Raw genomic sequence first — 26,998 nt, forward strand, 5'->3', positions numbered from 1 at the left:
GTCCTTTACTCTCACTCGCAACATACGCGCATACTCTGCTGGCAAGGCGGCCATGGTCTTCAGCATTCGTTAACCGGATTCGGTAACGCCACGCTTGTCAATACGCAAGCCTTCGACAAGTGCGGCGAGCACTCGGGCGGGGATAAATGCCAAAGACGACAGTTTTGCGATGGCCGGCTGGCCGATCCGGCGGGCCGTGGCGCCTGGATTGCAGGCCGCGGGCATTCCGTGCCGCGCCACTTCCCACCCTGCAGGACATCTGCTATGCCTTTGACGTTTTCGTAAACGTCAAAAAAGGGATGATGTTCATGGCCCTCCCCTCGATCCTGACCGAATGTCTGCGGCTCCCGGTGGTGGCCTCGCCGCTTTTCATCATTTCCCATCCGGCACTGACGCTGGCTCAATGCAAGGCCGGCGTGGTCGGCTCCTTCCCGGCGTTGAACGCGCGCCCGGAAAGCCAGCTCGATGAATGGCTGGCCATGATCACCGAGGATCTCGCCGCCTACAATGCCGCAAATCCGGATCGTCCGGCAGCTCCATTTGCGGTCAATCAGATCGTCCATGCGTCAAACAAGCGCCTGGAACACGATCTGATGCTCTGCGTGAAATACAAGGTGCCGATCGTCATCTCCTCGCTCGGTGCAGTGCCGGAGGTGAATGCCGCCGTGCATTCCTATGGCGGCATCGTGCTGCATGACATCATCAACAACCGCCACGCCAATTCGGCTATCCGCAAGGGCGCGGACGGGTTGATCGCGGTCGCCGCCGGTGCGGGCGGTCACGCCGGCCGTCTCTCGCCCTTCGCGCTCGTGCAGGAAATCCGCGAATGGTTCGACGGGCCTCTGCTTCTTGCCGGAGCTATTGCGACAGGCGGCGCCGTGCTGGCAGCCCAGGCTGCCGGCGCCGACCTGGCCTATATCGGCTCGCCCTTCATCGCAACGGAGGAGGCCCGTGCCATCGATGGCTACAAGCAGGCGATCGTCGAGGGAAATGCGAGCGATATCGTCTATTCCAACTATTTCACCGGCGTACACGGCAACTATCTGAAGTCTTCCATCCTCGCCGCCGGTCTCGACCCCGACAATCTGCCTGAAGCCGACCCATCCAAGATGGACTTCGAGGCAGCCACGACCGGTGTGAAGGCCTGGAAGGACATCTGGGGCTCTGGTCAGGGCATCGGCGCGGTCAAATCCATTGAGCCCGTCGCAAAACTCGTCGACCGGCTTGAGGTGGAATACCGTCAGGCGCGGGCTCGGCTCGCCCTTTGAATACGTCAGAAGCGGGCTTGTTTTTCACAAGCCCGCTCGCTTTTTTACCAAATGGCAATTTGGACGCTTGAAATCTGGTCGCATAGACTGTATCAGCGCCATGCAAATCGCGGGGCCGAACCGAATGCCCCCGGAATGCCGCTTTAGCTCAGTCGGTAGAGCACATCATTCGTAATGATGGGGTCACGTGTTCGAGTCACGTAAGCGGCACCACTTTTCTCCGCCAGGCAACTGATAAGAAAACAGGTTTACCTGCCCCAATGGTTCCTGTCCGCCTTCGTTAATTCGGTGCAGGCCGAAAAATGATCCCCGTCGCCTTCTAAAATTCGCTCGCGGATCACCACGCCGCCATGCTTGGCGGCTAGAGCTCCGACCTCGACGACGGCCCTTCGACAATCGCGAGCCGACTTCGAATAAGAGTGAAGAGTTTTATTGGGTTGATGTTGGCCTTTTCGCCCCATGAAGCGACCGCCTTGAAATGATCATTTTTGGTTCAGCCGGCGTTCAGGCGGCACGGAATCTAATGCGATCAGAGGGGCTGGATGGAGAGCGAAATGAATAGGATCTTGATCACATCGACGCTGCTCGCTGGTTGCCTTCTCGGCGGAACAGCGAATGCAATGCCGGCGCTTGAAGCCGGTATGGTAGCAACTGAGCAGAAGCCTGTCCTCGTCGACTATGCCTGCGGTCCCGGCTGGCACTTGACACGATGGGGCAATTGTCGCCGGAACTATTGGCAGCCGTCGCCCGGGTATGGCTACCGCCGCGGCTACTATGGCTGGTACGGACCTCCCGGCTGGCGCGACCGTGCCCCCCCACCCGGCTGGCGCCATCATCATCATGAAAACGACGACGATGAGGGCGACGACGACTGACTGAAGCTTTCGGCAACAACCTGTTTCTCGGCATTCGCTCCTATCAGTGTCGCCGAGAAACGGTCTTGTGACCGGAGCCCAAGGAAATAGCCAGGCAGCCTACATGCCCTTTGCCACGAAATGGTGTGGATCGACAACGAACTCGACTGCGTTTCAGGCCGCTTGGCTAGCCGCCCGATAATGGACGTCCCCGCAGCATTTCCGGATGAGGCGCGCTCACAGCCGCTTCAGGGTAAGCGAGAAATGCTCGTGAGATTCCGGGGCGAGGTATTCGAATTGCCAATGGAAGTCCTTGCAGAATTTCGTGCAGGCTTCGACTACGCCATGGGGACGGCATCCACCGCATTGCCGCAGCAGAAGTCATGACCGACGCTTCGCCCTTGCGGCCTCACCTTGCTGTTGCTGATCACCAACTCTTCCCAGGTCGTCTCAAAACCATGGTTGGTATCGATATAGACCCAGTCAAAGAAGCCGTTGAGAAACTCCGCTGACCGGACGGATAAATGGCCCTACACGATCCGCAGCCGATCATTTTCCAGTGCGCCTCGGTACTTCGTCTTTATCTGCTGCATGCCGTCTTGAGAACGGGCGTATCCCAAGCATCGACTGGGTATGGCTCGCGTGGCGCATTCTCTTCGAGGATCTTGCCGGTAAAATCGCCAAAAGCCGCGCCGATATGCCTTCGCCGCGCTTCAAGGGCTTGCCTGCTCATCAATGGCACCACCTGTGATGGCCGTTTCGATATCGCCATTCCGTGATAATGATTGACACCCGTGGCCGCGGATTCGGCGGCGACAGCTATTTCATCCGAATTACTTATGGTTCCAAGGATATCGTCATGATCCACGTTCTCGCCATTCTGACCGCGCTGCCCGGCAAGCGTGCCGAAGTGCTCGAAGCTTTTCTGGCCAATGTTCCGGCCGTTCACGCCGAAGACGGCTGCATCGAATATACTGCTGTCGTGGATGTCGAAGGAGCCGATCCGGCATTTGGGCCTGACACATTCGTCGTGGTCGAGAAGTGGGCAAGCATGGATGCGCTCAAGGCGCATGCTGCCTCTGCACACATGGCAGCCTATGGCGAGAAGGTGAAACACCTGATGGCCGAGCGCGCGGTTCATGTGCTGAACCCGGCATAAGCCTGTTACTGCCCGGCGTCCCGGGCGGTAACGTCCTCAGTGAGCGGCGCCGAAGGGCGCCGTTTTGCTATCGGCATGGTCGTCAGTTGTGCGAGAAATGCGGCCCGCTCGGATACCGCCAGTATCCGTGACCACCGCGCCACCCGCCATGATAGTATCCGCGATCGCCGTCCCAGCCATGATGGTGATGGTGTCCACCAAATCCGCCAAAGAAACCGAACGAGTAGAATGGCTGATAGCCGCCATAGTAGGGCTCGTCGTAGCCATAATAAGGCCGGTAGTAATAGGGATAGGGGCGATAATAGGGGCGATAGTAGTAGCGATGGTAATAGTAGTGCCTGTAGACCATTACGCGGTGGTGATGGTGGTGCCAATGATGATAGTGACGACGCGCTTCGGCATGGGTTGCAGGCAGCGCGAGCATGCCTAGCGCTATGAGCGCTGTTGCCAGAATTTTCATATCCAGCCTCCTTGAATGCCGGACGCAGACGCGACTCGGATCATTCGTGTCGCCCGGACCACAAGATAAACGCGATTACACCCTCAAAAGTTCCGCTAACCACTGCATTGCAAGCGGTTTCGCGGCACGGCCTCCTCGGGTGCCGAACGAGCCCCGGCTGTGTACGCCCGGACGAACCTAACCCGCCTTAGCGCGAATACGGCGCGATAATTCCGTCAACTGCGGGACGGCAGGCATTTTCGCGTCGTGCCCATATCGCCCACCAATTCGCCAACCGCCTGCTGAATCAATCGGCAGGCCTCGACCGAGGCTTTGCGGCCATTATGGGCGAGATGATAGGACAAGGGCAGGACTTCCTCCGGATCGACGATCCTCACCTTATCGGCAATCGGCAAGGCGCTGACACGGCCAAGAAACGAAACGTAGCCGTGATTGGCCACCAGGTCGACGATGACAGGCAGCGAATCTGCCGAGGTGATGTCGCGGCCGCGAAACCGGCGCCTGTCGCGGCTGTCGTAGCCGAAGGCGGTTGCGGCGTTGCCGATACCGGTGCGGGGGCTTGGCACGCAAAGCGGATGATTTTCCACGAGCGCTGCAAGCGTCTCTTCCGTGCTGTCGGGCGGGGCTATCGCCACCATGTCCGTCGCCACCAGTTCCAGATGGTCGAAAGCGTCAAGGCCGAAGACGGAATCGACGATGGCGACATCGATGCGGCCGGAGCGGAGCGCCTCGCGCAGATCGTCTGCGGTCATCAGCATCAGCGACAGCATGTTGCGGTTGCCGCCGATATTCCATCGCGACACGAGGCTTGCCAGCGAGCGGGCAACCCAGCTTTCGGCACCAGTCGGGATGATGGAGCCGATGCGCACGGCACGCGCGGTCCGCTGAAAGCGCTCGTCCGCAGCCGCCTTCATCTCGTCCCATGCCTGCGCGATCCCGGCCAGAATGGTGTGCACCTCCTGGCCCGCCTCCGTCAGCACGGACCCCTGTGCCTGCCGTTCGAACAGGCGGAAGCCAAACAACTCCTCCAGATTGGCGATCTGCAGGGAAAGCTGCGGCTGTCCAAGCCGCAGGCGGCGGGCGGCGCGATTAATGCTGCCCTGGTCGGCGACTTCGAGGAAGCGCTCTATGGTGGCGATCTTCAGCGACAGGCGTGCCGCCCATTGCGCATAATCCTCCGGCGCCGGCGGCTCTTTCATCAGGACAGAGAGCTGGCGAATGCCGGCTAGAACCGGCTGCAGCCCTTTTTGTACTTTCGAGCTGGCAAGCAGCGTCGCCAGTTCGCCGGATGCGCGTTCGACGAGCTTCAGAGCGAGCTCCGTTTCCAGCCGGCGAAGTGCGCTCGAGACCGTCGAGGCGGAAAAAGAGAGCCGGCGTGCCGTCTCCCTGACCGAGCCGACGGAGAACACCATGTCGGCTATGACCAATGCGCCGAGATACACGCTCTTTTTCCTTCCAAGCCAAACACGACACCGCCCTCCAAGCCGTGGCGGCGCCTGCGATATCCCGACGATACGATGTGTTCTTGAAAAAAGATATCCCTAAGCGGAAGGGCGATGGCTATCGTCACTTCGTCGCCTAACTGATCCAGCCGCAAAAATGAGATCGGAACAGCGCCAAAACGGGTAAGGGGAACAAAAACAAACGCACTTGCCCCCGAAAAAAGAAATCCAATTTCGCGCGAATGTCGAGTACGCTCGTCATAATCGCGCGACTGCAACGGGAATCCGGAGCGACATCGACTTTTCCGCGATGAGCGCTACGTGCCCGAAGCAGCCACGAATTCGCCAGTGGGCCGCCGGCCCACTCGAAGCTTGCGCGTCCGCACAGTGGCCTTGAGGCGACGCGGATAAGCAAGACAAAGGTTTAACGGGGTACAAAGGGAAACATCATGCTCAAGAAGCTTGCACTTGCCGCCACGCTGACGGCCTTCCTCGCTAGCGGCGCCAGCGCCGCTGATGTCGTCGTCTCCTCCAAGATCGATACCGAAGGTACGCTGCTCGGCAACATCATCCTCGCCGCTCTCAATGCCAACGGCATCAAGGCGCAGGATCGCATCGCGCTCGGCACGACGCCGGTCGTACGCAAGGCGATCACCGCCGGCGAGATCGACATCTATGCCGAATATACCGGCAATGCCGGCTTCTTCTTCAACAAGGCCGACGACGCGGCCTGGAAGAACCTTCAGCAGGGTTATGACCTTGCCAAGAAGCTGGACTATGACGCCAACAAGATCGTCTGGCTCACGCCCTCGCCGGCCAACAACACCTGGGCACTCGGCGTGCGCAGCGATGTCGCCGGCCCTGCCAAGCTGAAGACCATGTCCGACTTCGGCAAGTGGGTCGCCGGTGGCGGTTCGGTCAAGCTTGCGGCCTCCTCCGAATTCGTCAATTCGCCGGCCGCCCTGCCCGCTTTCGAGACCACCTACGCCTTCAAGCTGAAGCCGGAGCAGGAAGTCGTGCTCTCGGGCGGCGATACCGCAGCGACGATCAAGGCTGCTGCCGACCAGACCAACGGCGTCAACACCGCGATGGTCTACGGCACCGATGGCGCAATCGAAGCTGCTGAATTGACCGTTCTCGAAGACGACAAGGGCGTGCAGCCGGTCTATGCACCGACGCCGATCATCCGAGAGGCCGTGCTCAAGGCCAATCCGAAGATTGAAGAAGTTCTCGCTCCGATCTTCAAGGGCCTGACCGCCGACGTGCTGCGCAAGCTGAACGGCCGCATCCAGGTCGATGGCGAGCCGGCTAAGGCTGTTGCCGAATCCTACCTCAAGGACAAGGGCTTCCTGAAGTAAGCCTTGCCGCTGCTCTTGCGGCTCCATTTTGATAGAGTGGAGCCGCGGGAGACTTTTCTATGGGCATGATCTTGTCCGAACCCGCCTTGAATTTTGGGCTCATGCGTTGACGGAGCTTGCCTGATGGAAGATGCGCTAGCGGTCCGCAGACTGGATCGTCTCGGAGTGGTATTGGTGGCAGGCGGCTTGATCGCAGTAGCCTGGATGCCATTCATCATCGTCAAGGCAAACCGCATCGCGGCCGGTAAGCCGCAATTGCTCACACAGCTTCTTGGCCAGCCGATGGCCCTGATCCTGCTCACACTTCTGGCCATGACAGCCCTGGCTGCTCTTTTCCTGCAAAGCCAGGTCGTCCGCCTTGGCATCGCGACGCTTGCGATCGCCATGCTCATTGTCACGCTCGGCTTCGTTTCAACCGCTGCGACGCCAGCGGGCAGCACCGTGGCGCGTATTACGCCCGGCGGTTCTTTCTGGGTTTTGCTCGCCGTCGTGGGGCTGATGATCTCGGACGCGCTGGTGAAACTGCGGCTGACGCCTTGGCTGCGCGTGGCGGCGCTTGCGGTCTACGCCGCCCTGCTTGCCGCGGTGCTGCGCTCGGGCCTGCTCGACAATCTCTCGATCATGAAGGAATACGCCAATAATGCCGACAAGTTCTGGCATGAAGCGGTCGGCCACGTATTCCTGTCTCTCGGCTCCGTCGCCATCGCCATCGTGCTTGCCCTGCCGCTCGGTATCTTCTGCTATTGGCAGCCACGCATCCGTGCCGTGGTATTGCGGGCGCTGAGCCTCGTGCAAACCATTCCAAGCCTGGCATTGTTTGGCATCCTCATGCTACCGCTCGGTTATATCGCCACCAATGTGCCCCTGGCCGCAGAGATCGGCATTAAGGGGATCGGCGTCGCGCCGGCGCTGGTGGCGCTCGTCATCTATTCGCTGTTGCCGATCGTCGCCAATACCGTCGTCGGTCTTGCCGGCGTCGATCCCTCCGTGCGCGATTCCGCCGCCGGCATGGGCCTGACGCGCCGGCAGATCCTGACCGGCATCGACCTGCCGCTTGCCTTTCCCGTCATCCTCACCGGCATCCGTATCGTGTTGGTGCAGGCAATCGGCCTCGTCACGGTGGCGGCGCTGATCGGCGGCGGCGGCTTCGGCCTCTTCATCTTCCAGGGCATCGGCCAGACGGCCAATGACCTCGTCCTGCTCGGCGCCGTGCCGACGGTCTTTCTCGCCTTCTCATCGGCCGTCATCCTCGATGCGGTCATCGACAGCATTCGAGGACAACGCGCATGACCAACATGATCGAGCTCAAGGGCGTCACCAAGCGCTATGGCAGCGCAACCGTCGTCGACGACGTGACCATGAGCATGGAGAAGGGCACGATTACCGTCATCGTTGGCACCTCCGGTTCCGGCAAGTCGACGTTGATGCGCATGATCAACCGGCTGGTGCCGATCACCGAAGGGCATATTTCCGTCGGCGGCGAGGACATCATGAACGTGCCCGCGACGGAGCTTCGTCGCCGCATCGGCTATGCCATCCAGGGGCACGGATTATTTCCTCACCGCACGGTCGCGCAGAACATCGCCACCGTGCCCGAACTGGTCGGCTGGGAGAAGTCGCGCATCGACAGGCGCGTCGAAGAACTCCTCGACCTCTTCCATCTCGATCCCGGCACCTTTGCCGGCAAATATCCAAGCCAGCTTTCCGGTGGCCAGCAGCAGCGCGTCGGCGTAGCGCGCGCCCTCGCAGCCGAACCCGAAGTGCTGCTGATGGACGAACCCTTCGGCGCGCTCGACCCCGTCATCCGCGGCAAGGCGCAGGACGACCTGCTTGCCATCCAGAAGCAGTTCGGCACGACCGTCATCCTCGTCACCCACGACATGGACGAGGCCTTCCACTTAGGTGACAGGATCGCAGTCATGAGCGGCGGCAAGCTGCTGCAATGCTCCGAACCCGAGAAGATCCTGACGGAGCCTGCCGATCCCTTCGTACAGCAGCTGACCGGCACCTCCGACCGCGCATTGAAACTGATGTCGCTGCTGCCGCTCAAGGAGAGCATGCAGCCGCCAAGGCCCGGTCTCGAGTACCGCCTGCCGCAGACGCTCAATCTGCGCGATGCGCTGGCCGAGCTGATCTGGCAGGGTGCCGACGAAGCGACGGTCGAAGACGAACGCAAAATGCCCGTTGGCTCGATCTCGATCCAGCATCTCATCGAGCTGGGCCGCAAAGCATGAAGCTTCTCTTCGCCAACCTCTTTCGCCTTTTTGCGCTGGCGTTGCTGCTTGTCATGCTGTTCCGCCCGGAATGGCTGACGCCGGTTCTGGCGCCGCTCACCAAGTTCGGGGCGTCGCCGATCTACACACAGAATAGCCTGCCGAGCCTGGCGCTCAGCCATCTGGAACTGATTTTTGCCTCGATCGCCGCAAGCGGCGTTCTGGCCGTACTCGGCGGGATCTTCGTGACGCGGCCCATCGGCGCCGACTTTCTGCCGCTGTCGCGAGCAATCGCCAATGCCGGCCAGACCTTTCCGCCTGTCGCCGTGCTGGCGCTTGCCATCTCGACCACGGGCTTTGGCGCGGTCCCGACCCTGATCGCGCTCTTCCTCTATGCATTGCTGCCGATCTTCGAGAACACGGTTGCCGGATTGCAGCAGGTGCCGACCTCGGTGCTCGATGCCGCCGACGGCATGGGTATGAATGGCTGGCAGCGCCTGTTTCGCGTCGAGCTGCCGCTTGCGCTGCCCCTGATTATCGAGGGTCTGAAGATCGCCACCGTGATCAATATCGGCACCGCGACCATCGGTTCGACCGTGGCCGCCAAGTCGCTCGGCGAAGTCATCATTGCCGGCCTGGTCAACGACAACACCGCCTTCATCCTGCAGGGCGGCCTGATCGTTGGCCTGATGGCCGTATTGATCTATGACGCAATGGAGATGATCGAGCGGTCCGTGACAAGCAAGATCGGCCTTCAATCCCATTAGGATCGAAGGCGTCATCCCGCGGCACTGCCCTCGGTTCATTCAAACCCCGTCAGTTGCCTTCGCCTGATGGCAAGGACGCGCCGGGCACGTAGAGCGAGATCGGTCTGATCTCATAGACAGCGGTCGGATTGGCACGGCGCAATTCACGTGCGGCCTCGACCGCCCGCTCTATCGACGGGAAGTCGACCACGTAGAAACCGAGCAACTCTTCCTTGGTTTCGGCAAACGGGCCATCAATGACAATCCCCGGGCCCTTGCCACGCAAGGTGACGGCGTTTTGCGTCGAGCCGAGCCGCGCGGCGGGACCGAGCGATTTTTGAGCGACCAGACGATCATTGACCTCAAGCAAGTCCGTCATGAGCGCGGCATCTTCCTCCTCGCTCCATGATTCAACGATGCCTTCTTCGTGATAGGCCAGAATAGCGTAGTACATGGCGTCTCCCCATTGAGCCTATGTCTGAGCGCTGCGGAGTAAAGCAGACGGAACGGCATCCAGAAACCCCCGATCACCAGGCGCAGCGGTTTTCCGTCCGGAAGTTGGAAAGGCTCTTAGTGAGGCGGGACGGTTTTCCCCGCGCTTGCCTTCAACGGGCGCCGGTGGCATTGGCTTCTGGTGGAAAATTGATGCAACCGATGGAGATCCTGATGGCCAAGATAATTCACTCGATGATCCGCGTGCTCGATGAAGCGCGCTCCGTCGATTTCTACGGCAAGGCCTTCGGTCTGAAGATTGCCGACCGCGTCGCGTTCGAAACCTTTACCCTGATCTATCTCAGCAATGCCGAGACCGGCTTCGAGCTGGAGCTGACCGTCAACCAGGGCCGCATGGAACCCTACGCGCTGGGTGACGCCTACGGCCACCTTGCCGTCTCCGTCGACGAATTGAAGGACGAGCATGGGCGCATGACGAAGCTCGGGCTAAATCCCGGCAAGATCGTCGAGCTCAATCGCGATGGGAAACTTTTTGCGTTGCTTTTCTTCGTCACCGACCCCGACGGTTACAAGATCGAGGTCGTGCAACGGCATGGTCGGTTTTTATAGAGCCAGACAAAACACAGCCCCGCTTCGGCGGGGCTTAACTTGTCAGCTCCGTCAACGCACTCACATCCAATAGGGGGGCACGCCAAAATAATCGTGGCTCTTGTGGCCATGATCCTTGTGGTCGTGTTCATCCTTGCTGGCGAAGCGGCGCGCCTTTTCGATGTCGTTCTTGGTCATGCTGACCCGATAGCCGTCTATGCGGGCATCATAGCGCAGCTTTTCCCAAGGCAGCCGGTAGTGATCCTGACCGATGCCAAAAAAGCCGCCGAAGCTCAGAATGACAAAAGCAATGCGTCCATCGCTCTTCTCAAGCATCAGGCGTTCAATATGACCAATCTGCTTGCCGTCGGAGCCGAATACCCGGGAGCCTTCGACGCGGTCGCAAGCAACCAGCATCGACATGTCCTTGATGTAAAGGTCACGGCCATGGATATCGGCACTCTCTTTATGCATGTGCGCACCTCCTTTTGGATACGCTTCACATAAACTTTGGAGCGTCCGATCTGCTCTTTGAGGCAGCACGATGCTCCGATGGGTTTACGCCCACGGGAGCATTAACGCTCCGTTATGGTAAAAGTTCCAGCATTTTTTTCAAAACCGTAAAAAAACGTGAGCGCACGAGAAATATTGACGTTTACGTCAAGGTTATTGTAGCTTTCGAAGCGCTCGAGTGATTTAGTTGAGAGCGAGAGCTGCAGCGCCATGAAAAGCGGGAGACTTTTCAGTCGCACGATGACACTCTACCTAACCGCCGTTGAACATGGCGGGGCGTGGTGATGATGCGTAAAGGAGGAAGTGCGCATGAATTCAATCTCCGCTCCTTCGGATAGACCGCAGGTCAAGAAGATTTGGCTGGCGTCCTATCCGGATATCGTACCGGCAGAACTGCCGCCGCTGGAGCATGCATCACTCGTCGAATTGCTGGAGGGGAGCTGCGCCCGCTACGCCGGTCGCCCCGCCTTCACCAGCATGGGCAAACCGATCACCTATCGCGATCTCGATACGCAAACGCGCAAGATCGCCGCATGGCTGCAAAGCCTCGGCCTCAAGAAGGGCGACCGTGTCGCCGTGATGATGCCGAACGTGTTGCAAAATCCCGCTACCACCTATGGCATCATTCGCGCCGGCCTTGTCGTCGTCAACGTGAACCCGCTCTATACGCCACGCGAGCTTGAGCACCAGCTGCGCGATTGCGGCGCCAAGGCGATCTTCGTCCTGGAAAACTTCGCTCATACGGTGGAGCAGGTTCTGGCGCATACGGATGTTCGCCATGTCGTCGTCACCTCGCTTGGCGACATGCTTGGCCTCAAGGGTCACATCGTCAACTTCATCGTCCGAAAGGTGAAGAAGCTGGTGCCGGCCTGGTCCATACCCGGCCATCGCAGCTTCAAGGCCGTGATCGCCGAGGGCGCGCGCCTGCCGCTGAAGCCATCCGAGCTGACGGGCAGCGACATCGCGTTCCTACAATATACGGGCGGCACGACGGGTGTTGCAAAGGGTGCGATCCTCACCCATTCCAATCTGCTCGCCAACCAGCAGCAACTGCTTCTCTGGTTGGAATCGGCCTACATCAGCAAGCCGCGCCCCGAGCAGCTGACCTTCGTCTGCGCGCTGCCGCTCTATCACATCTTTGCGCTGACCGTGAACTCGCTGATGGGCATGTCGCTCGGCGGCCATAATGTGCTGATCGCCAACCCGCGCGATATACCGGCCTTCATCAAGGAACTTGGCAAATACAAGTTCGACATGTTCCCCGGCCTTAACACCCTGTTCAACGCCCTGATGAACAATCCGGAATTCGCCAAGCTCGATTTGTCCAATACGGCGACGCTCGCCGGCGGCATGGCGGTGCAACGGCCGGTCGCCGAGCGCTGGCAGAAGTTGACGGGCGCCTGGATCACCGAAGGCTACGGCCTTTCCGAGACGTCACCGGTCGCAAGCGCCAATCGTTTCGACAGCCCGGAATTTACCGGTACGATCGGCCTGCCGCTGTCAGGCACGGATTTCGACATTCGCGACGAGAACGGCAATTCGTTGCCGCTCGGCGAGGTCGGAGAAATCTGCATCCGCGGCCCGCAGGTCATGGCAGGCTACTGGAAGCAGCCGGCAGAGACGGCGCGCGTGATGACACCGGATGGCTTCTTCCGCAGCGGCGACATGGGCTTCATGGACGAGCGCGGCTATACCAAGATCGTCGACCGCAAGAAGGACATGATCCTGGTGTCGGGCTTCAACGTCTATCCCAACGAGATCGAGGAAGTCGCCGCCATGCATCCGGGCGTTCTGGAGGCGGCTGCGATCGGCGTGCCCGATCCGCATTCCGGCGAAGCGGTTAAGCTCTTCATCGTCAAGAAGGATCCCGCCCTAACGGAAGCGGATGTGAAGGCTCATTGCGCGGAAAACCTCACCAACTACAAGCGCCCCCGCTTCATCGAATTCCGCACTGAACTGCCGAAATCGAATGTCGGCAAGATCCTGCGTAAGGAGTTGCGCAGCTGACATAATTCCATGACATTCAAGGGGCTGCTCGTCTTAATCCGCGAGCGGCCTTTTTTCTTTTTGGACGATAGGTGAACTTGATTTACGCCCTACATAGGGAATAGTTTCCGCGACCAAACTCAAAGCGTCCGGCCATGTCTGACAGCCGGCTACGCGAACCGCAAGGAGCCTCCCATGAACGCCCTCGTCGATCAACTGAAGAGCACTGCGTCGGCAACGAAGGCCACGGATATCCGCGCCGCCTTCGCCGCCGATCCCAAACGCTTTTCCCGCTTCAGCGCCTCCTTCGACGACCTGCTGATGGATTACTCCAAGACGGCGGTGAATGACGATATTCTCGCCCTTCTCGAAAAGCTTGCAGCCGAAGGTGGCGTCGCGGCCAAGTGCGAGGAAATGTTCTCGGGTGTCGCCATCAACTTCACCGAAAACCGCGCCGTGCTGCACACCGCGTTGCGCAACCGCTCCAACACGCCGGTGCTCGTCGACGGCAAGGACGTGATGCCTGACGTCAACGGCGTTCTCGCCGCCATGGGCAAGTTTGCCGACGGCATCCGCTCCGGCGCGCTAAAGGGCTCCACGGGCAAGGCAATCACCGACGTCATCAATATCGGCATCGGCGGCTCCGATCTCGGCCCGGTCATGACGACCCTGGCGCTTGCTCCCTTCCATGACGGTCCGCGCTCGCATTTCGTCTCCAACATCGACGGCGCGCATATCGCCGATATCCTGAAGCTCGTTAAGCCTGAAACAACGCTGTTCGTCGTCGCTTCGAAGACCTTCACGACCATCGAAACGATGACGAACGCTCAGACCGCACGCAAGTTCATCGCCGACGCACTCGGTGAAGCTGCCGTGCAGCATCATTTCGCCGCCGTCTCGACGGCGCTCGACAAGGTTGCCGCCTTCGGCATCGACAGCCAGCGCGTCTTCGGCTTCTGGGATTGGGTCGGCGGCCGCTACTCGATCTGGTCGGCCATCGGCCTGCCGCTGATGATCGCCATCGGCCCGGAAAACTTCGGCAAATTCCTGGACGGCGCGCATGCGATGGACACCCATTTCCGCAAGGCACCGTTCAAGGAAAACCTGCCGATGCTGCTTGGCACCATCGGCTTCTATCACCGCAACGTGCTCGGCTATCCGACGCGCGCAATCCTACCCTATGACCAGCGCCTGTCGCGCTTCCCGGCCTATCTGCAGCAGCTCGATATGGAATCGAACGGCAAGGGCGTCACCATCGATGGCACGCCGGTTGAAGGCAATTCCGGCCCGGTCGTCTGGGGCGAGCCCGGCACCAACGGCCAGCACGCCTTCTATCAGCTCATCCACCAGGGCACGAGCGTCATCCCGGCCGAATTCATGATCGCCGCCAACGGCTTCGAGCCGAACCTGCGTCACCAGCACCAGCTTCTGATGGCCAACTGCCTGGCGCAGTCGGAAGCGCTGATGAAGGGCCGCACCTTTGAGGAAGCCAAGGCTCAGCTCACCTCAAAGGGCATGGACGACAAAAAGGCCGATTTCATCGCGCCGCACCGCGTCTTCACCGGCAACCGTCCGTCGATCACCTTCGTCTACGATAAGCTGACGCCCTATGCGCTTGGCCGCCTGATCGCCCTCTACGAGCATCGCGTCTTCGTCGAAGGCGTGCTCTTCCGCATCAACTCCTTCGACCAGTGGGGCGTCGAGCTCGGCAAGGAACTGGCAACGGGCCTGCTTCCGGTCATCGAAGGCAAGGAAAGCGCTGCCGGCCACGATTCCTCGACGCAGGGGCTGGTGGCTGCGCTGGCAAGCCGCGCGAAGTAAATATCCTCATCGGAAACAGAAGAGCCCGCCTGCAGCATCAGGCGGGCTCTTTTATTGGAAGCTTTGAAAGTCGAGCTGCTTAGAGCCCGATCTCATGCGCCCAGGGCGGGTTGGCACCGGCGCGCGACACGGTGACTGCCGCAGCCTTGGCGCCCAGAGCCAGTGCATCCTGCAATGCTTTCTCGTTGAGTGAAGCCACCTGTGCCTTGGTCAGCAGATTGTTCATCTTCAGCGACGCCAGAATGCCGGCATCGAAGGTATCGCCAGCCCCGACCGTATCGACGACGGTGACGCGCTCGCTCGGGACAGAGACCTTCAACGACTTTGTGTAGCCGGTCGCGCCTTCCGCACCCTTGGTGACGACGACGAGCTTGGCGCCCTGGTTCAGCCAATAAGCGGCGAGTTCATCGTGATTGCCTGCAATGCCGAACCATTCCAGATCCTCATCCGAGAACTTGAGAATGTCGGACATGGCTGCCATCCGGTTGATGCGGCCCATATGGGCGGCCTTGTCCTTGATGAAGCCGGGACGGATGTTCGGGTCGAGCGAGATGACGCGGCTCTGATGCTCGCGCTTCATCAGCGCCTCATAGGTCGCGCCGCAGGGATCGGGGATCAGGCTGATCGCACCGAAATGAAGCGCTTCGCAATCGTCGCCGAGGGTCGGGAGATCGGCCTCGGTGATCATGCGGCCAGCCGTGCCTTCATCGTAGAAGGCATAGGTCGCCTGGCCGTTGACGAGCTTGACGAAAGCGATCGTGCTCGGACGCGGTGTGATGGCGCAATAGCTGAAATCGACCTTGGAGGCCGACAGAGTCTCGCGCAGGATCTCGCCCATCATGTCATCGGCGATGCCGGTGAAGAAGCCCGTGGGGATGCCGAGACGCCCGAGCGCTATCGCGGTGTTGAAGATGGCGCCGCCGGCATAGGGCGCAAAACCCTTTTCACCCAGCGTCGTATCCCGCGGCAGCATGTCGATCAAAGCTTCGCCACAGCACAAAATCATTCCGGCCTCCCAAAGAGCGCGTCTGTCTTATCCAGTCACATAAATCGATTAGATAGATTCACTGCAAAAGCAAAGCGTCAGTTTGTGGGCAGCTCCGAAATACCGCCGTTGCGGCCCGACCAGGCGAGCGGCGCATTGAGAAAAGCCTCGACTTCGCCGAGCGTTTTGTCATCGAACAACTTTTGTTCCTTGGCGACGGCAAGCACATCGCGCCAGGTAGCGAGATGCTGAAGGCGGACCTTTTTATTGGCAAAGCGTTCCACAGCCTCGGGGAAGATGCCGTAGTAGAACAGCGCCATGCCATGGTCGACGATGCCGCCGGCTGCGCGAATGGCATCGACGAAGGTGAACATGCTACCACCGGCCGTCGTCAGATCCTCGATGACGAGCACGCGCGCACCGTCTTTCATATCGCCTTCGATCTGAGCATTGCGGCCGTGGCCCTTCGGCTGCTTGCGCACATAGATCATCGGCAGGTTCAAGCGCTCGGCCAGGAAAGCGGCAAAGGGGATGCCCGCCGTCTCGCCGCCGGCCACGCAGTCGAACTGCTCGAAGCCGACATTGCGAACGATGGTGCTGGCGGCAAAGTCCATGACCGTCGAGCGGATGCGCGGATAGGAGATCAGCTTGCGGCAATCGATATAGACCGGGCTCGCCATGCCGGAGGCGAATTTATAGGGCTTGTCGGCGCTGAAATGGACCGCCTTGATCTCCCAAAGCATCTTTGCCACCAACTCAGCCATGACGGCGCGATCGGTAAATGTCATCTGGGTCATGCGGGGGCCTCCTTCGCAGCGCTAATGTTCCAGCGGCAATAGCAGCAAGCGGCCCGGGTTTCCAGACGAATAGACGCTTTTGCCAACATCCGCGCGCGAGAGGCGACCCGTACCCTTATCGATCAATACCGAGATCGGCGGGGAGCATGGTCTTGAACAGCGCGATCACCTTGTCGCCCTCCTCCCTTTCGATCGAGATCGCATAGCGGACGGCGGCGGCGACCAGTTGCATCGTCAGCCGGGCGGTTCTTGCCAGTTCGGAATGATCGCGCTCCGGCCAGAGACGTTCGAGAACCGTCAGGAAGGCCTGGGAATGCCACTCCATATCCTCGGCATCGATTTGTTGCAGCAGCTTATCGGCGTGGGTGGCATGCCAGATGTCGCACATGACAGGCTCATCCAGAAACATGGCGTAGTAGCCATCGACGATGCGTCCGAGCGCAGCCTGGAGCTGATCCCGGCTTGTGATCGCAGCCAGCTCATCATCGACGCATTGCCGCCCCTGATCATTATAGCGTTCGGCCAGCACGCGGATTATCGCCGTCTTGTCCGGGAAATATTGATAGAGCGAGCCGAAGGATACGCCGGCCTTCTCGACGATCTCGCCCATGCGCAGCGCATCGCTGCCATTTTTCGCAATGAGCTCGGATGCCACCGAAAGGATGAGATCCACTCGCTCGCGACCGCGTTGCTGGCTGGGTATGCGCCTCGGTGTGCCTGCCTCCTCCTTGCTGCGCCTGCGTCTCGCGATCGGTTCTTGCGTCATGTCATTCCCTGCCTGTGGCTGTTGACAAGCAATATAAGAGAGTTTATCACATTTCGCAAATGAGAGAATTTATCACATTTTACCCAGGAGGAGTTTGAAATGCAGATGCAGAACTCGACTGTTGCCATTATCGGTGGGTTGGGAAAGACCGGCGGTCGCGTCGCCGAGCGACTGGAAAAGCGCGGCATCAAGGTTCGGGCCGCCTCGCGTTCGACGACGCCTTCCTTCGATTGGCAGGATCGCAGCACTTGGCATCAGGCTCTGGAAGGCGCTTCCGCCGCCTACGTCACATTCCAGCCGGACCTTGCCGTCGCCTGGGCGGCGGATGCGATCGCGGCTTTTGCGAAGACGGCGATCGAAGCCGGCGTGAAGCACATCGTTCTGCTCTCGGGCCGTGGCGAAGATGGCGCGATCCGTAGTGAAGAGAGATTAAAAGCGGCCGGAATAGACTACACGGTGTTGCGCGCCAGCTGGTTCAACCAGAATTTCAGTGAAGGCGCTTTCGTTGACGGGCTTCTCCAGGGAAAGCTGGCCTTGCCGGCGGACAATGTCGCGGAGCCTTTCGTCGATGCCGATGATCTTGCTGACGCTGCCGTGGAGTGTTTTGTCGATCCGCGCCACCGCAACCAGACGTACGAGATGACCGGGCCGCGCGCCCTCACATTTCGCCAAGCGGTTGCCGAAACCGCCTTGGCATCGGGCAGACATATCGGCTACGAAACTGTTCCCATCGATGCCTTCATTGCCGAAATGACTGCCTACGGCCTGCCGCAAGAGGTCACCGATCTCCTGCATGAGCTTTTCACACAGGTACTCGATGGCCGCAACTCACCTGTCATGGATGGCGTCAGCCAAATCCTCGGCAGGCCAGCAAAAGACTTTTCCACTTATGCCCACGAAACCGCCGCTACCGGCATCTGGAGTGCCCAGTCATGACCTTTCCGATCACGAATATCGCCCTCATCATCGCGGCGCTCAGCAGCGGCCTTCTCGCCGGCGTCTACTTCGCCTTCTCGACCTTCGTCATGCAGTCCTTCGCACGCCTCCCCGTCGACCAGGGGATCGCCGCGATGCAATCGATCAACGTCACGATCGTCCGCTCGCCCTTCATTGCAGTGTTCCTGCTGGCCGCGGCGCTGTCGCTTTTCATCGCCGTCATGGCCTTTCTCAACTGGCGGGGCACCGCCAGCGTCATGATGCTGACGGGCGCTGTGCTCTACATCGTCGCAAGCTTCCTGTCGACCATCGTGTTCAACGTGCCGCTCAATGACGCCCTCGCCAAGGCAGACGGACATACCGCCGAAGCCGCGCAGCTGTGGGCGACCTATCTCAGCGACTGGACCCAGTGGAACCATGTCCGCACGGTCGCTTCTCTTCTGGCCGCCTGCGCTTTCGTAAAGGCCCTGTTCTGAACATCTGGAGACAATGGTCGCCAGCCAGTCCGAGCGATTTTATCGGCTAGACGGCGTGCAGATAGGCCGCGACCTCGACACGGTTGCGGCCGTTTCTCTTTGCCTCATAGAGCGCCTTGTCGGCGGCGCGAAGAACATCGTCGAAACCGATCCCCTTGACGGTACCGGTGGCAACGCCTGCACTGACGGTGCAGGTCACGATCTTGTCGTCGACCTCGATCGATCGCGCGGCAAAAGCGTCCCTCACCCGCTCGGCAACCTGCTCGGCCCGGCCGGGCAACGTATTGTCGAGCACCAGGGCGAACTCTTCGCCGCCGAGCCGGGCAACGGTATCGGAAGAGCGCAGCCCCACGGACAATTCCTGGCCGAAAAGCTTGAGCACGAGATCGCCGGTAGAATGGCCATACTGGTCGTTGATCGTCTTGAAACGATCGATGTCGAAGACGATGACGGCCATGGATGGGCCGAACGTACGTCGCCCGTGAAGATCGAAAAGCGCGCGGCGATTCAGCAATCCCGTCAGGGAATCGGTAATCGCCTCCTGGCGATGCAATGCCGCCTGACGCCATTGATGCAAGGCGAGCGAGAGCGCACCGATGCCGGTCATCCCCGCGATGCACACTGCAAGGCTGAAATCCTCCGCCCAATTGTCTGGCGCGCGGCCGAGCACAAGCTTGCCATCGGCAATGAGCACCGCCGCACAAAGGCAGAAGGAGATTGCGGTCAACGTATAGAGCGCGGTAATGCCGTAAAGCGGCGTCGGCGCCTCACGCCGGCTTAGCCAGTACTCGCGCGCAGTCAGGAGCAGCAATGCCGCGATCACGAGGTTGTCGCCGATGAAGGCCAACCCATCATAGCCGGCGAGCATCGGTCCAACCGACGCAGCTATACCGATCAGGCATCCGAGAAAAAACCGCCGCGCGGACAGACGGCGCGTGCGAAATTGATAGCCGGCTACCCATATCGTCGAAAAGCCGATGAAAAACAGGACAAACGTCAGGATGGCAAAGATGGGGCGAGGCTTGTCGACATAGTGGCCGTAAATGAAAATGCCGCCCACCAGCGGCACCAGGCCGGCAGAGCATGTCAGAAGAAAGGTATCGGGCCGGCGAGAAAACCAGCTTCCCACCAAGGTAACCGCAAGGCAGGATGCGGAAACGCCAAGAGCGAGAAGGAGTGAATTATAATCAACCAGCATCATGCTCTTTCAACGGTTTCATCATGACCGTAGGGATCGATGCCACGCTAGTCCTCAACAGGTATCAAATTGGTTACAGCAATTAATAAAGAAAATAGATTTCAACAAAATATACGTGCCATTTGGCGGMAAAACACGAATATTTTACCGCCAATACTGCGCATCACTCAGAATTATTTATATAATTAAACACTAAATTAGATTTCAACATCCCAATATAGCGGGAACATGGGGTCAAAAACGGTCACCGGACCAGCTCCGGTCTCGATCTTCGCCGGGAATGTCACAGCCTCGGCGCGACGCACCAAAGTGATGCTGTCGTCGTTGACAGGCAGCCCGTACCAGGCCGGCCCGTTCAGGGATGCGAAAGCCTCGAGCTTGTCCAGCGCGCCCTCCTCCTCGAAGACATGCGCCAGGCAGCTCATGGTGTTGATCGAGGTGTAGATGCCGGCGCAACCGCAGGCACACTCCTTCAGCGGATCGACATGTGGGGCGGAATCCGTGCCGAGGAAGAACCCGGCGTCGCCGCTGGTTGCCGCTGCGCGCAGCGCCAGGCGATGGCTCTCGCGCTTTGCGACCGGCAGGCAATAATAGTGCGGGCGAATGCCGCCGACGAGGATGGCATTGCGGTTGATGATCAGGTGGTGCGTCGTGATCGAGCCTGCCAGATTGGCCTTTGCCGACCTGATGTAGTCCACGCCGTCCGACGTGGTCACATGCTCCATCGTCACCTTCAGCTCAGGCAGGCGTTGACGCAGCGGATCGAGAACGGTTTCGATGAAGACCGCCTCGCGATCGAAAATATCCACCTCAGGCGTCGTGACCTCGCCGTGCACGCAGAGCGGCAGGCCGATCTTCGCCATGCGCTCCAGCACCGGCATTGCCTTGTTCAGATCGCGCACGCCGCCATGGGAATTGGTCGTCGCGCCGGCTGGATAGAGCTTGACGGCGGTGATCAGGCCGCTCTTCCTGCCTTCTTCGACATCGTCGGGGTTTGTGTGTTCGGTGAGGTAGAGCGTCATCAACGGCTGGAAGCGATCGCCTGCCGGCAATGCCTTCATGATGCGTTCGCGATAGGCTGTCGCGTCCGCTGTCGTCACCACGGGCGGCACGAGATTGGGCATGATGATGGCGCGGGCAAAATGCCTGGACGTGTCGCCGATCACGCCTTCCATCATGGCGCCATCACGCAGGTGCAGATGCCAGTCGTCAGGACGGCGGATGGTGAGCTTTTGCATGGGCGCGACCTCTGGAATGTGAGCACGAACTCATCCGAGGGCGATTTCATGGCCTTCGGGATCATGCTTGATGATATCGCGCTTCGATAGCACCAACCAGCATCGCAAAACAATCCGCGACGGCAGTTAAATGATCGTGAGGTCAGTCCTGAACGATATCGATGGTGACGTCCGCCTGGCGGCGATTTTCGAGAATCAGCCGGCCGTTCGGCAGATCGTTGCCATAGACCTTGGCGCCGGCTGCCTCTTCGTCGAGGTCATAGCCCCGCCAGCGCGCCCAGAGCCGCTCTTCCAGCACTTCGATCGGCGGCGCAAGCATGATCGAATAATCGAAAACGCCCTCAAGCTCCGCCCATTTCCCCTGGCTGAACAGCAGGTAATTGCCCTCGATCACGATGAAGCGATGCTCGGGCGAGACGATGCGGGCCGATGCGATGGCAAGCTCGCGCGAGCGGTCGAAGACCGGCACCAGCACCTCCTGATCGGCAGCGCGCACGGCCTTGACGATGTCGAGGAAAGCGCGCACGTCGAAACTCTCAGGCACGCCCTTCCGCTTCAAAAGGCCTTTTTCGATGAGGACGGCATTGTCCATATGGAAGCCGTCCATAGGCAAGACCTCGGCGCTTTCGCCTCTGGCCTGCAGCGCCTTTGCGACATTCTCCGCCAGTGTCGACTTGCCGGCGCCGGGCGGCCCGGCAATCGCCACCAGAAACCGCCTGGTGTCGCCGGCGCGAGCAATGATCTCGCCGGCGACCGTCTCGAGAGAAATACTCATGCGGCGACGTTCTCCACCGGCGGCGCCTTGGCGCCGGTCATGAAGGCGACGGCATCGGACATGGTGTAATCCTTGGGATTGATGACGGTCAGGCGTCGTCCAAGGCGATGGATATGAATTCGGTCCGCCACCTCGAAAACGTGCGGCATATTGTGCGAGATCAGCACGATCGGCAAGCCGCGAGCGCGAACATCGAGGATGAGTTCGAGAACCTTACGGCTTTCCTTGACGCCGAGGGCGGCCGTCGGCTCGTCCATGATGACGACCTTGGACCCAAAGGCTGCGGCGCGTGCCACGGCCACGCCCTGACGCTGACCACCGGAGAGCGTTTCCACCGCCTGATTGATGTTCTGGATCGTCATAAGGCCGAGTTCGGAAAGCTTGTCGCGCGCGCGCTTTTCCATTGCCGGCCGGTCGAGCATGCGGAATACCGAGCCGAGAATACCGGGTTTACGCACTTCGCGGCCGAGGAACATATTGTCGGCGATGGAGAGCGCCGGCGACAAAGCGAGGTTCTGATAGACTGTCTCGATGCCGGCTTCGCGTGCTTCCATCGGAGAGCGGAAGTGAACGGCCTTGCCCTCGAGCTTGATTTCGCCTTCGTCGGGAATGACCGCACCGGAAATCGCCTTGATCAGCGAGGATTTCCCGGCACCGTTGTCGCCGATCACGGCGAGGATCTCGCCGGGATAGAGGTCGAAATCGGCATTATCGAGGGCGGTCACACGGCCATAACGCTTGACGAGACCGCGGGCAGTGAGAATGGGTTCGACGCTCGTGGTCATGCCGATACCTTTCTGATCCATTGATCGATCGCGACGGCGCCGATGATGAGAACGCCGGTCAGAAGCACCTTCCACTGCGGGTCGGCTCCAAGCATGTTGAGGCCCATCGAGACAACACCGACGATCATGGCGCCGAACAGCGTACCGAGGATCGAGCCGCGGCCGCCGAAGAGCGAGATACCGCCGATGACGGTTGCAGTGATTGCCTGAAGATTGAAATCGGTCACGGCGGAGGACGGCGACACCGAGCCGTTGCGGCCGATCGAGACCCAGGCGGCAAGAGCGGCAATCAATCCCGAAACGCCGTAGACCGCAAGGAGCACCTTCTTGGTCTGGATGCCGGCGAGTTTCGCCGCTTCCGGATCGTCGCCGACGGCATAGACATGCCTGCCCCAGGCGGTGTGATTGAGAACGTACCAGAGGCCGATGACCAGGAGTACCATGGCGATGACGCCAAGGGTGAGCACCGCGCCGCCGACACGGAAGCTGGTGGCGAAAAGATGCAGCAGAGGCGCCTTCTCATCGACGTCAGTGTCGCGGATGGTTTCATTGGCGGAATAGATGAAGTTCGTCGCCATGACGATATTCCACGTGCCGAGCGTCACGATGAAAGGCGGCAGCTTCATGTTGGCGACGAGGAAGCCGTTGAGCAATCCGCAGATGCCACCGACGATCAGGCCGGCGACAACGGCGATGGGTGTCGGCAGGCCGTAGGTCACGGCGACATTGCCCATAACAACCGAGGAGATGACCATGATGACGCCGATGGAGAGATCGATGCCGGCGGTCAGGATGACCAGCGTTTGTGCCGCGCCGAGAATACCGACGATGGCGATCTGCTGCAGGATGAGCGTCAGCGTGTAGGCGGAGAAGAACTTCCCGCCGATGGCGATGCCGAAGATCACGATCGCCATCACCAGGACGATCAACGGCACCGCCGCTGGCGTCGAGTGCAGAAAATGCTGCACGCGCTTCAGAAGAGAGACCCTATTATCCTCGAACGACGCGACCTTCTTGTCGCTGCCGTCGAGAACACGTTCGAATTCTTGTGCTCCGGACATTTTGTTCCTCCGCCACCGCGCCGGACGCGCGGAAACCGCCGGCTGTTGGAGCCGGCCAGGATCTGAACCCGACCGACATGACTGTTGCGATTGTCTGCTCCCTTTGTGAAGAGCCGCGCCAGCAGGCGCATGACGCGGCTCCCCAAGGGACTATATCACAAGCGTGAAGGGCTTAGCCCCAGCACTTTGCGAGGCCTTCCTTGGTGTCGATGGACTTCAGGCCGGGAACCGGCTTGTCCGTCACCAGGGAGACGCCGGTGTCGAAGAACGTCTTGCCTTCGGTCGGCTTCGGCTTTTCACCCGAGTCCGCGAACTTCTTGATCGCCTCGACGCCGAGAGCGGCCATCATCAGCGGATATTGCTGAGCCGTTGCACCAATGGTGCCATCCTTGACCGACTTCACACCCGGGCAACCACCGTCGATGGAGACGATGAGCACCTGTTTTTCGAGGCCGACGGCCTTCAGAGCCTGATAGGCGCCGCTTGCTGCCGGTTCGTTGATCGTGTGGATGACGTTGATGCCGGAGTCCTTCTGCAGAAGGTTTTCCATGGCCTTGCGGCCGCCTTCTTCATTGCCGTTGGTGACGTCATGGCCGACGATGCGCTTATCGGTTTCGTCACCGATCTTGTTCGGATCCTTCGGGTCGATGCCGAAGCCGATCATGAAGCCCTGGTCGCGCAGAACGTCGACGGACGGCTGTGACGGCGTCAGATCCAGGAAGCCGACCTTGGCGTCCTTGACCTTGTCGCCCAGCGTTTCCTTGGCCCACTGGCCGACGAGCTTACCGGCGAGCAGGTTGTCGGTTGCGAAGGTCGCGTCAGCCGCATTGGCCGGCTCCAGCGGCGTGTCGAGCGCGATGACCAGCAGGCCGGCGTCGCGTGCCTTCTTGACCGAAGGAACGATGCCCTTGGTGTCGGATGCAGTGATCAGGATGCCCTTGGCACCATCAGCAATGCAGCTCTCGATCGCCGCAACCTGGCTTTCGCTGTCGCCATCGATCTTGCCGGCATAGGACTTCAGCGTCACGCCGAGTTCCTTGGCCTTGGCGGTCGCGCCTTCCTTCATCTTGACGAAGAAGGGATTGGTATCGGTCTTGGTGATGAGGCAGGCGGATACGCCGGCGGCCTTGGCAGGGGCTGCGAAGGCGACGCCGAGCGCCAGAGCGGCGATCGCTGCGGAAATAACAGATTTCTTCATTCAATCCTCCCGATGTTTGAAAAGCCGGATCCCCCGGCAGTCACGGGCCGAAGCCCGGCGTAGAGATGCGAAATGCTTGTCAGATTGTTTCCGTTGGACCTCCTCCAAGGCCATGTTCGCATCCTCGACCCCTATATCTGAGCCTAAAGATTTCCAGCTGTCAATAAATAAATCGGATTGAATTATTAATTCGATGTGGCATTCTGGAAAAATATCAGGCATGGCCATGATGGAAGGAGCAGGCCCATGTCTCTCGTGCACGACCCGGAGGACACACCCACAACGCCAGCGATTCTCGACCCCAGCGGGGGCGCGAACCAACTTGGCGTGCGCGCCCATAACGAACGGCTCGTGCTGTCGCTCGTGCGCCGTCACAGCGCCTTGTCGAAGGCCGATATCGCTCGACGCAGCGGGCTGTCAGCGCAGACGGTCTCCGTCATCATGCGGGCGCTGGAGAAGGATGGGCTGCTGTCCCGCGATGCTCCGGTGCGCGGACGCGTCGGCCAGCCATCCATTCCGATGCGGCTCAATCCCGACGCCGTTCTCTCTTTCGGTGTGAAGATCGGGCGGCGCAGCGCCGATCTGGTGCTGATGGATTTCGTCGGCGGCATCCGGATGCAGCTGCATCAGACCTATCCCTACCCGCTGCCGCAGGACATCATCGCCTTCATCATTGCCGGCATCAAAGAGCTGGAGAGCAGGCTCAGCGAAGAGCAACGCGGCAAGATCGCCGGCATGGGGGTCGCAGCGCCGTTCGAACTGTGGAACTGGGCCGAGCAGGTGGGCGCCCCGCCGGGAGCCATGGATGTCTGGCGCGGATTTGACCTGCGGGCCGAAATCGCCGCGCGCGTTGCCCATCCTGTGTTCCTGCAGAACGACGCCACCAGCGCCTGCGGCGCAGAACTCGTCTTCGGCGTCGGCTCGCACTACCCCGATTTCGTCTATTTCTTCATCGGCTCGTTTATCGGCGGCGGCATCGTCCTCAATTCGTCAATCTTTGTCGGTCGGACGGGAACGGCCGGGGCGCTCGGCCCCCTGCCCGTGCGCGGCCGCAACGGCGAGAACCGCCAGCTTCTGGAGATTGCCTCGATCTTCGTGCTGGAGAATCTGTTGAGGGATCACGGCTTCGATCCGCGCCCCCTGTGGTACTCGGCGGATAACTGGGTCGATTTCGGCGAGCCGTTGGAAATCTGGATCCAGGACACGGCAAAGGCCCTGGCTCAGGCGATTGTCGCGGCCGCCTCGGTCATCGATTTCAGCGCTGCCGTCATCGATGGCGGTTTCCCCGACTGGGTGCGCGAGCGCGTGGTGCGGGCGACCATCAAGGCGGCGGCCGAACTCGATCTGCAGGGTGTCGTCATGCCCGAAATTGTCGAGGGTGCAGTGGGACCACAAGCCCGCGCCATCGGCGGCGCCAGTCTGCCGATCTTCGCGCGCTACCTGATCGACCAGAACGTTCTTTTCAAGGAGATAGAGCATGCTGAAGGGCATTGACCCGCTATTGAGCCCGGATTTGCTGGCGACCCTGCGCGCCATGGGCCATGGCGACGAAATCGCCCTCGTGGACGGCAATTATCCCGGTCTCGAACACGCACGTCGCCTCATCCGCCTCGACGGCCATGGCGTGATCCGCGTGCTCGATGCGGTACTCAGCGTGCTGCCGATCGACGACTTCGTGCCGCAGGCGATTTTCCGAGCGACGGTCCGCCAGGACCGGGATGCGGTCGATCCCGTTCACGCAGAGATGATCGAGTGCTGCGCCCGACACGTGCCCAACATCATGGTCGTGCCGCTGCTACCAGCGGAATTCTATGAGCGGGTGAAGCAGGCGCATGCGCTGATCCAGACCAGCGAGCCGCAGCTCTATGGCAATATCATTTTGCGCAAGGGCGTGATTTATCCGGAGGTGTAGACGGGACCGC

General features: G+C 60.2%; 29 protein-coding genes and 1 tRNA gene. 15 read left to right on the forward strand and 15 right to left on the reverse strand.

Annotation, left to right across the window (positions count from 1 at the left end; translation table 11 throughout):
* Positions 1–308 precede the first annotated feature (308 nt).
* From QD461_RS21935 to QD461_RS21945, 3 genes are all read left to right on the forward strand, one after another.
* A complete protein-coding gene (locus QD461_RS21935) occupies positions 309–1,268 on the forward strand; it encodes an NAD(P)H-dependent flavin oxidoreductase (RefSeq protein WP_414089648.1) in 960 nt (319 codons plus the stop codon).
* Positions 1,269–1,405: 137 nt separating this feature from the next.
* A tRNA-Thr gene (locus tag QD461_RS21940) sits at positions 1,406–1,481 on the forward strand.
* A gap of 341 nt (positions 1,482–1,822) precedes the next feature.
* A complete protein-coding gene (locus QD461_RS21945; protein WP_414089649.1) occupies positions 1,823–2,143 on the forward strand; it encodes a GCG_CRPN prefix-to-repeats domain-containing protein in 321 nt (106 codons plus the stop codon).
* A gap of 559 nt (positions 2,144–2,702) precedes the next feature.
* Here the strand turns inward: QD461_RS21945 and QD461_RS21950 are convergent.
* A complete protein-coding gene (locus QD461_RS21950; protein ID WP_414089650.1) occupies positions 2,703–2,990 on the reverse strand; it encodes a hypothetical protein in 288 nt (95 codons plus the stop codon).
* Between QD461_RS21950 and QD461_RS21955 the strand changes: the two genes are divergently transcribed.
* A complete protein-coding gene (locus QD461_RS21955) occupies positions 2,982–3,281 on the forward strand; it encodes a putative quinol monooxygenase (protein WP_414089651.1) in 300 nt (99 codons plus the stop codon). The genes QD461_RS21950 and QD461_RS21955 overlap by 9 nt on opposite strands.
* Positions 3,282–3,363: 82 nt before the next feature.
* Here QD461_RS21955 and QD461_RS21960 read toward each other — a convergent pair whose 3' ends face one another.
* From QD461_RS21960 to QD461_RS21970, 3 genes are all read right to left on the reverse strand, one after another.
* The gene (locus tag QD461_RS21960) at positions 3,364–3,741 is read right to left on the reverse strand and encodes a hypothetical protein (RefSeq protein ID WP_414089652.1); all 378 of its coding nucleotides are present in this window, start codon (positions 3,739–3,741) and stop codon (positions 3,364–3,366) included.
* Between the two features lie 215 nt (positions 3,742–3,956).
* Entirely contained in the window at positions 3,957–5,183 is a 1,227-nt protein-coding gene (locus QD461_RS21965) for a LysR family transcriptional regulator (RefSeq protein ID WP_414089653.1), read from the reverse strand.
* Positions 5,159–5,461, reverse strand: coding sequence for a hypothetical protein (locus tag QD461_RS21970; RefSeq protein ID WP_414089654.1), 303 nt, complete (start codon positions 5,459–5,461; stop codon positions 5,159–5,161). Before QD461_RS21970 ends, QD461_RS21965 begins: the two co-directional genes overlap by 25 nt.
* A 171-nt stretch (positions 5,462–5,632) precedes the next feature.
* Here QD461_RS21970 and QD461_RS21975 point away from each other — a divergent pair, with 171 nt between their 5' ends.
* The 4 genes from QD461_RS21975 (at position 5,633) to QD461_RS21990 (ending at position 9,521) form a co-directional block, all read left to right on the forward strand.
* Complete coding sequence (locus QD461_RS21975; protein WP_414089655.1) at positions 5,633–6,541, forward strand: ABC transporter substrate-binding protein; 909 nt, start codon at positions 5,633–5,635, stop codon at positions 6,539–6,541.
* A 123-nt stretch (positions 6,542–6,664) separates the two neighbouring features.
* Positions 6,665–7,831 carry an ABC transporter permease gene (locus QD461_RS21980; protein ID WP_414089656.1) on the forward strand — a complete coding sequence of 389 codons (1,167 nt, stop codon included), beginning with the start codon at positions 6,665–6,667 and terminating at the stop codon, positions 7,829–7,831.
* Between the two features lie 5 nt (positions 7,832–7,836).
* Entirely contained in the window at positions 7,837–8,775 is a 939-nt protein-coding gene (locus QD461_RS21985; RefSeq protein ID WP_414089700.1) for an ABC transporter ATP-binding protein, read from the forward strand.
* Positions 8,772–9,521, forward strand: coding sequence for an ABC transporter permease (locus QD461_RS21990; protein ID WP_414089657.1), 750 nt, complete (start codon positions 8,772–8,774; stop codon positions 9,519–9,521). Before QD461_RS21985 ends, QD461_RS21990 begins: the two co-directional genes overlap by 4 nt.
* A 49-nt stretch (positions 9,522–9,570) precedes the next feature.
* Here the strand turns inward: QD461_RS21990 and QD461_RS21995 are convergent, their stop codons facing one another.
* Positions 9,571–9,954 (reverse strand): YciI family protein, encoded by a 384-nt coding sequence (locus tag QD461_RS21995; RefSeq protein ID WP_184706634.1) that lies wholly within the window; start codon positions 9,952–9,954, stop codon positions 9,571–9,573.
* 212 nt (positions 9,955–10,166) lie between these two features.
* On the opposite strand from QD461_RS21995, the gene QD461_RS22000 reads away from it, so the two are divergent.
* On the forward strand, positions 10,167–10,562 hold the full coding sequence (locus QD461_RS22000) for a VOC family protein (protein ID WP_414089658.1): 396 nt from the start codon (positions 10,167–10,169) through the stop codon (positions 10,560–10,562).
* 60 nt (positions 10,563–10,622) lie between these two features.
* Here QD461_RS22000 and QD461_RS22005 read toward each other — a convergent pair whose 3' ends face one another.
* Positions 10,623–11,015, reverse strand: coding sequence for a PRC-barrel domain-containing protein (locus QD461_RS22005; protein WP_184706630.1), 393 nt, complete (start codon positions 11,013–11,015; stop codon positions 10,623–10,625).
* Positions 11,016–11,363: 348 nt separating this feature from the next.
* On the opposite strand from QD461_RS22005, the gene QD461_RS22010 reads away from it, so the two are divergent.
* The gene (locus QD461_RS22010) at positions 11,364–13,061 is read left to right on the forward strand and encodes a long-chain fatty acid--CoA ligase (RefSeq protein ID WP_414089659.1); all 1,698 of its coding nucleotides are present in this window, start codon (positions 11,364–11,366) and stop codon (positions 13,059–13,061) included.
* Between the two features lie 174 nt (positions 13,062–13,235).
* A complete protein-coding gene (gene pgi / locus QD461_RS22015; RefSeq protein ID WP_414089660.1) occupies positions 13,236–14,861 on the forward strand; it encodes a glucose-6-phosphate isomerase in 1,626 nt (541 codons plus the stop codon).
* 79 nt (positions 14,862–14,940) lie between these two features.
* Here the strand turns inward: pgi and QD461_RS22020 are convergent, their stop codons facing one another.
* The 3 genes from QD461_RS22020 to QD461_RS22030 all read right to left on the reverse strand — a co-directional run bounded on the left by QD461_RS22020 (position 14,941) and on the right by QD461_RS22030 (position 17,409).
* Entirely contained in the window at positions 14,941–15,867 is a 927-nt protein-coding gene (locus QD461_RS22020) for a carbohydrate kinase family protein (RefSeq protein ID WP_414089661.1), read from the reverse strand.
* 77 nt (positions 15,868–15,944) lie between these two features.
* The gene (locus QD461_RS22025; RefSeq protein ID WP_184706622.1) at positions 15,945–16,643 is read right to left on the reverse strand and encodes an orotate phosphoribosyltransferase; all 699 of its coding nucleotides are present in this window, start codon (positions 16,641–16,643) and stop codon (positions 15,945–15,947) included.
* Between the two features lie 115 nt (positions 16,644–16,758).
* Positions 16,759–17,409: a TetR family transcriptional regulator gene (locus QD461_RS22030; protein WP_414089662.1), complete on the reverse strand. Its 651-nt coding sequence runs from the start codon at positions 17,407–17,409 to the stop codon at positions 16,759–16,761.
* Between the two features lie 105 nt (positions 17,410–17,514).
* Between QD461_RS22030 and QD461_RS22035 the strand changes: the two genes are divergently transcribed.
* Both QD461_RS22035 and QD461_RS22040 read left to right on the forward strand, forming a co-directional pair.
* On the forward strand, positions 17,515–18,345 hold the full coding sequence (locus tag QD461_RS22035) for an NmrA family NAD(P)-binding protein (protein WP_414089701.1): 831 nt from the start codon (positions 17,515–17,517) through the stop codon (positions 18,343–18,345).
* Positions 18,342–18,821: a DUF1772 domain-containing protein gene (locus QD461_RS22040; RefSeq protein WP_184706619.1), complete on the forward strand. Its 480-nt coding sequence runs from the start codon at positions 18,342–18,344 to the stop codon at positions 18,819–18,821. The genes QD461_RS22035 and QD461_RS22040 overlap by 4 nt, the downstream gene beginning before the upstream one ends.
* Positions 18,822–18,867: 46 nt before the next feature.
* Here the strand turns inward: QD461_RS22040 and QD461_RS22045 are convergent, their stop codons facing one another.
* The 6 genes from QD461_RS22045 to QD461_RS22070 form a co-directional block, all read right to left on the reverse strand.
* Positions 18,868–20,019, reverse strand: coding sequence for a GGDEF domain-containing protein (locus QD461_RS22045; protein ID WP_414089702.1), 1,152 nt, complete (start codon positions 20,017–20,019; stop codon positions 18,868–18,870).
* A gap of 197 nt (positions 20,020–20,216) precedes the next feature.
* On the reverse strand, positions 20,217–21,257 hold the full coding sequence (pyrC, locus tag QD461_RS22050; RefSeq protein ID WP_414089663.1) for a dihydroorotase: 1,041 nt from the start codon (positions 21,255–21,257) through the stop codon (positions 20,217–20,219).
* Positions 21,258–21,399: 142 nt separating this feature from the next.
* On the reverse strand, positions 21,400–22,032 hold the full coding sequence (locus QD461_RS22055) for a nucleoside triphosphate hydrolase (protein ID WP_414089664.1): 633 nt from the start codon (positions 22,030–22,032) through the stop codon (positions 21,400–21,402).
* Positions 22,029–22,838 carry an ATP-binding cassette domain-containing protein gene (locus QD461_RS22060; protein WP_414089665.1) on the reverse strand — a complete coding sequence of 270 codons (810 nt, stop codon included), beginning with the start codon at positions 22,836–22,838 and terminating at the stop codon, positions 22,029–22,031. Before QD461_RS22060 ends, QD461_RS22055 begins: the two co-directional genes overlap by 4 nt.
* Positions 22,814–23,878 (reverse strand): ABC transporter permease, encoded by a 1,065-nt coding sequence (locus tag QD461_RS22065; RefSeq protein WP_184706612.1) that lies wholly within the window; start codon positions 23,876–23,878, stop codon positions 22,814–22,816. Before QD461_RS22065 ends, QD461_RS22060 begins: the two co-directional genes overlap by 25 nt.
* A 172-nt stretch (positions 23,879–24,050) precedes the next feature.
* Positions 24,051–25,076: a sugar ABC transporter substrate-binding protein gene (locus QD461_RS22070; protein ID WP_184706610.1), complete on the reverse strand. Its 1,026-nt coding sequence runs from the start codon at positions 25,074–25,076 to the stop codon at positions 24,051–24,053.
* Between the two features lie 246 nt (positions 25,077–25,322).
* Between QD461_RS22070 and QD461_RS22075 the strand changes: the two genes are divergently transcribed.
* Both QD461_RS22075 and QD461_RS22080 read left to right on the forward strand, forming a co-directional pair.
* Positions 25,323–26,570 (forward strand): ROK family transcriptional regulator, encoded by a 1,248-nt coding sequence (locus QD461_RS22075; protein WP_414089666.1) that lies wholly within the window; start codon positions 25,323–25,325, stop codon positions 26,568–26,570.
* Positions 26,554–26,988: an RbsD/FucU family protein gene (locus QD461_RS22080; RefSeq protein WP_414089667.1), complete on the forward strand. Its 435-nt coding sequence runs from the start codon at positions 26,554–26,556 to the stop codon at positions 26,986–26,988. Before QD461_RS22075 ends, QD461_RS22080 begins: the two co-directional genes overlap by 17 nt.
* Positions 26,989–26,998: the final 10 nt, after the last annotated feature.

The sequence above is a fragment of the Rhizobium sp. BR 314 genome, assembly GCF_047445805.1.
Classification (GTDB): domain Bacteria; phylum Pseudomonadota; class Alphaproteobacteria; order Rhizobiales; family Rhizobiaceae; genus Rhizobium; species Rhizobium lusitanum_B.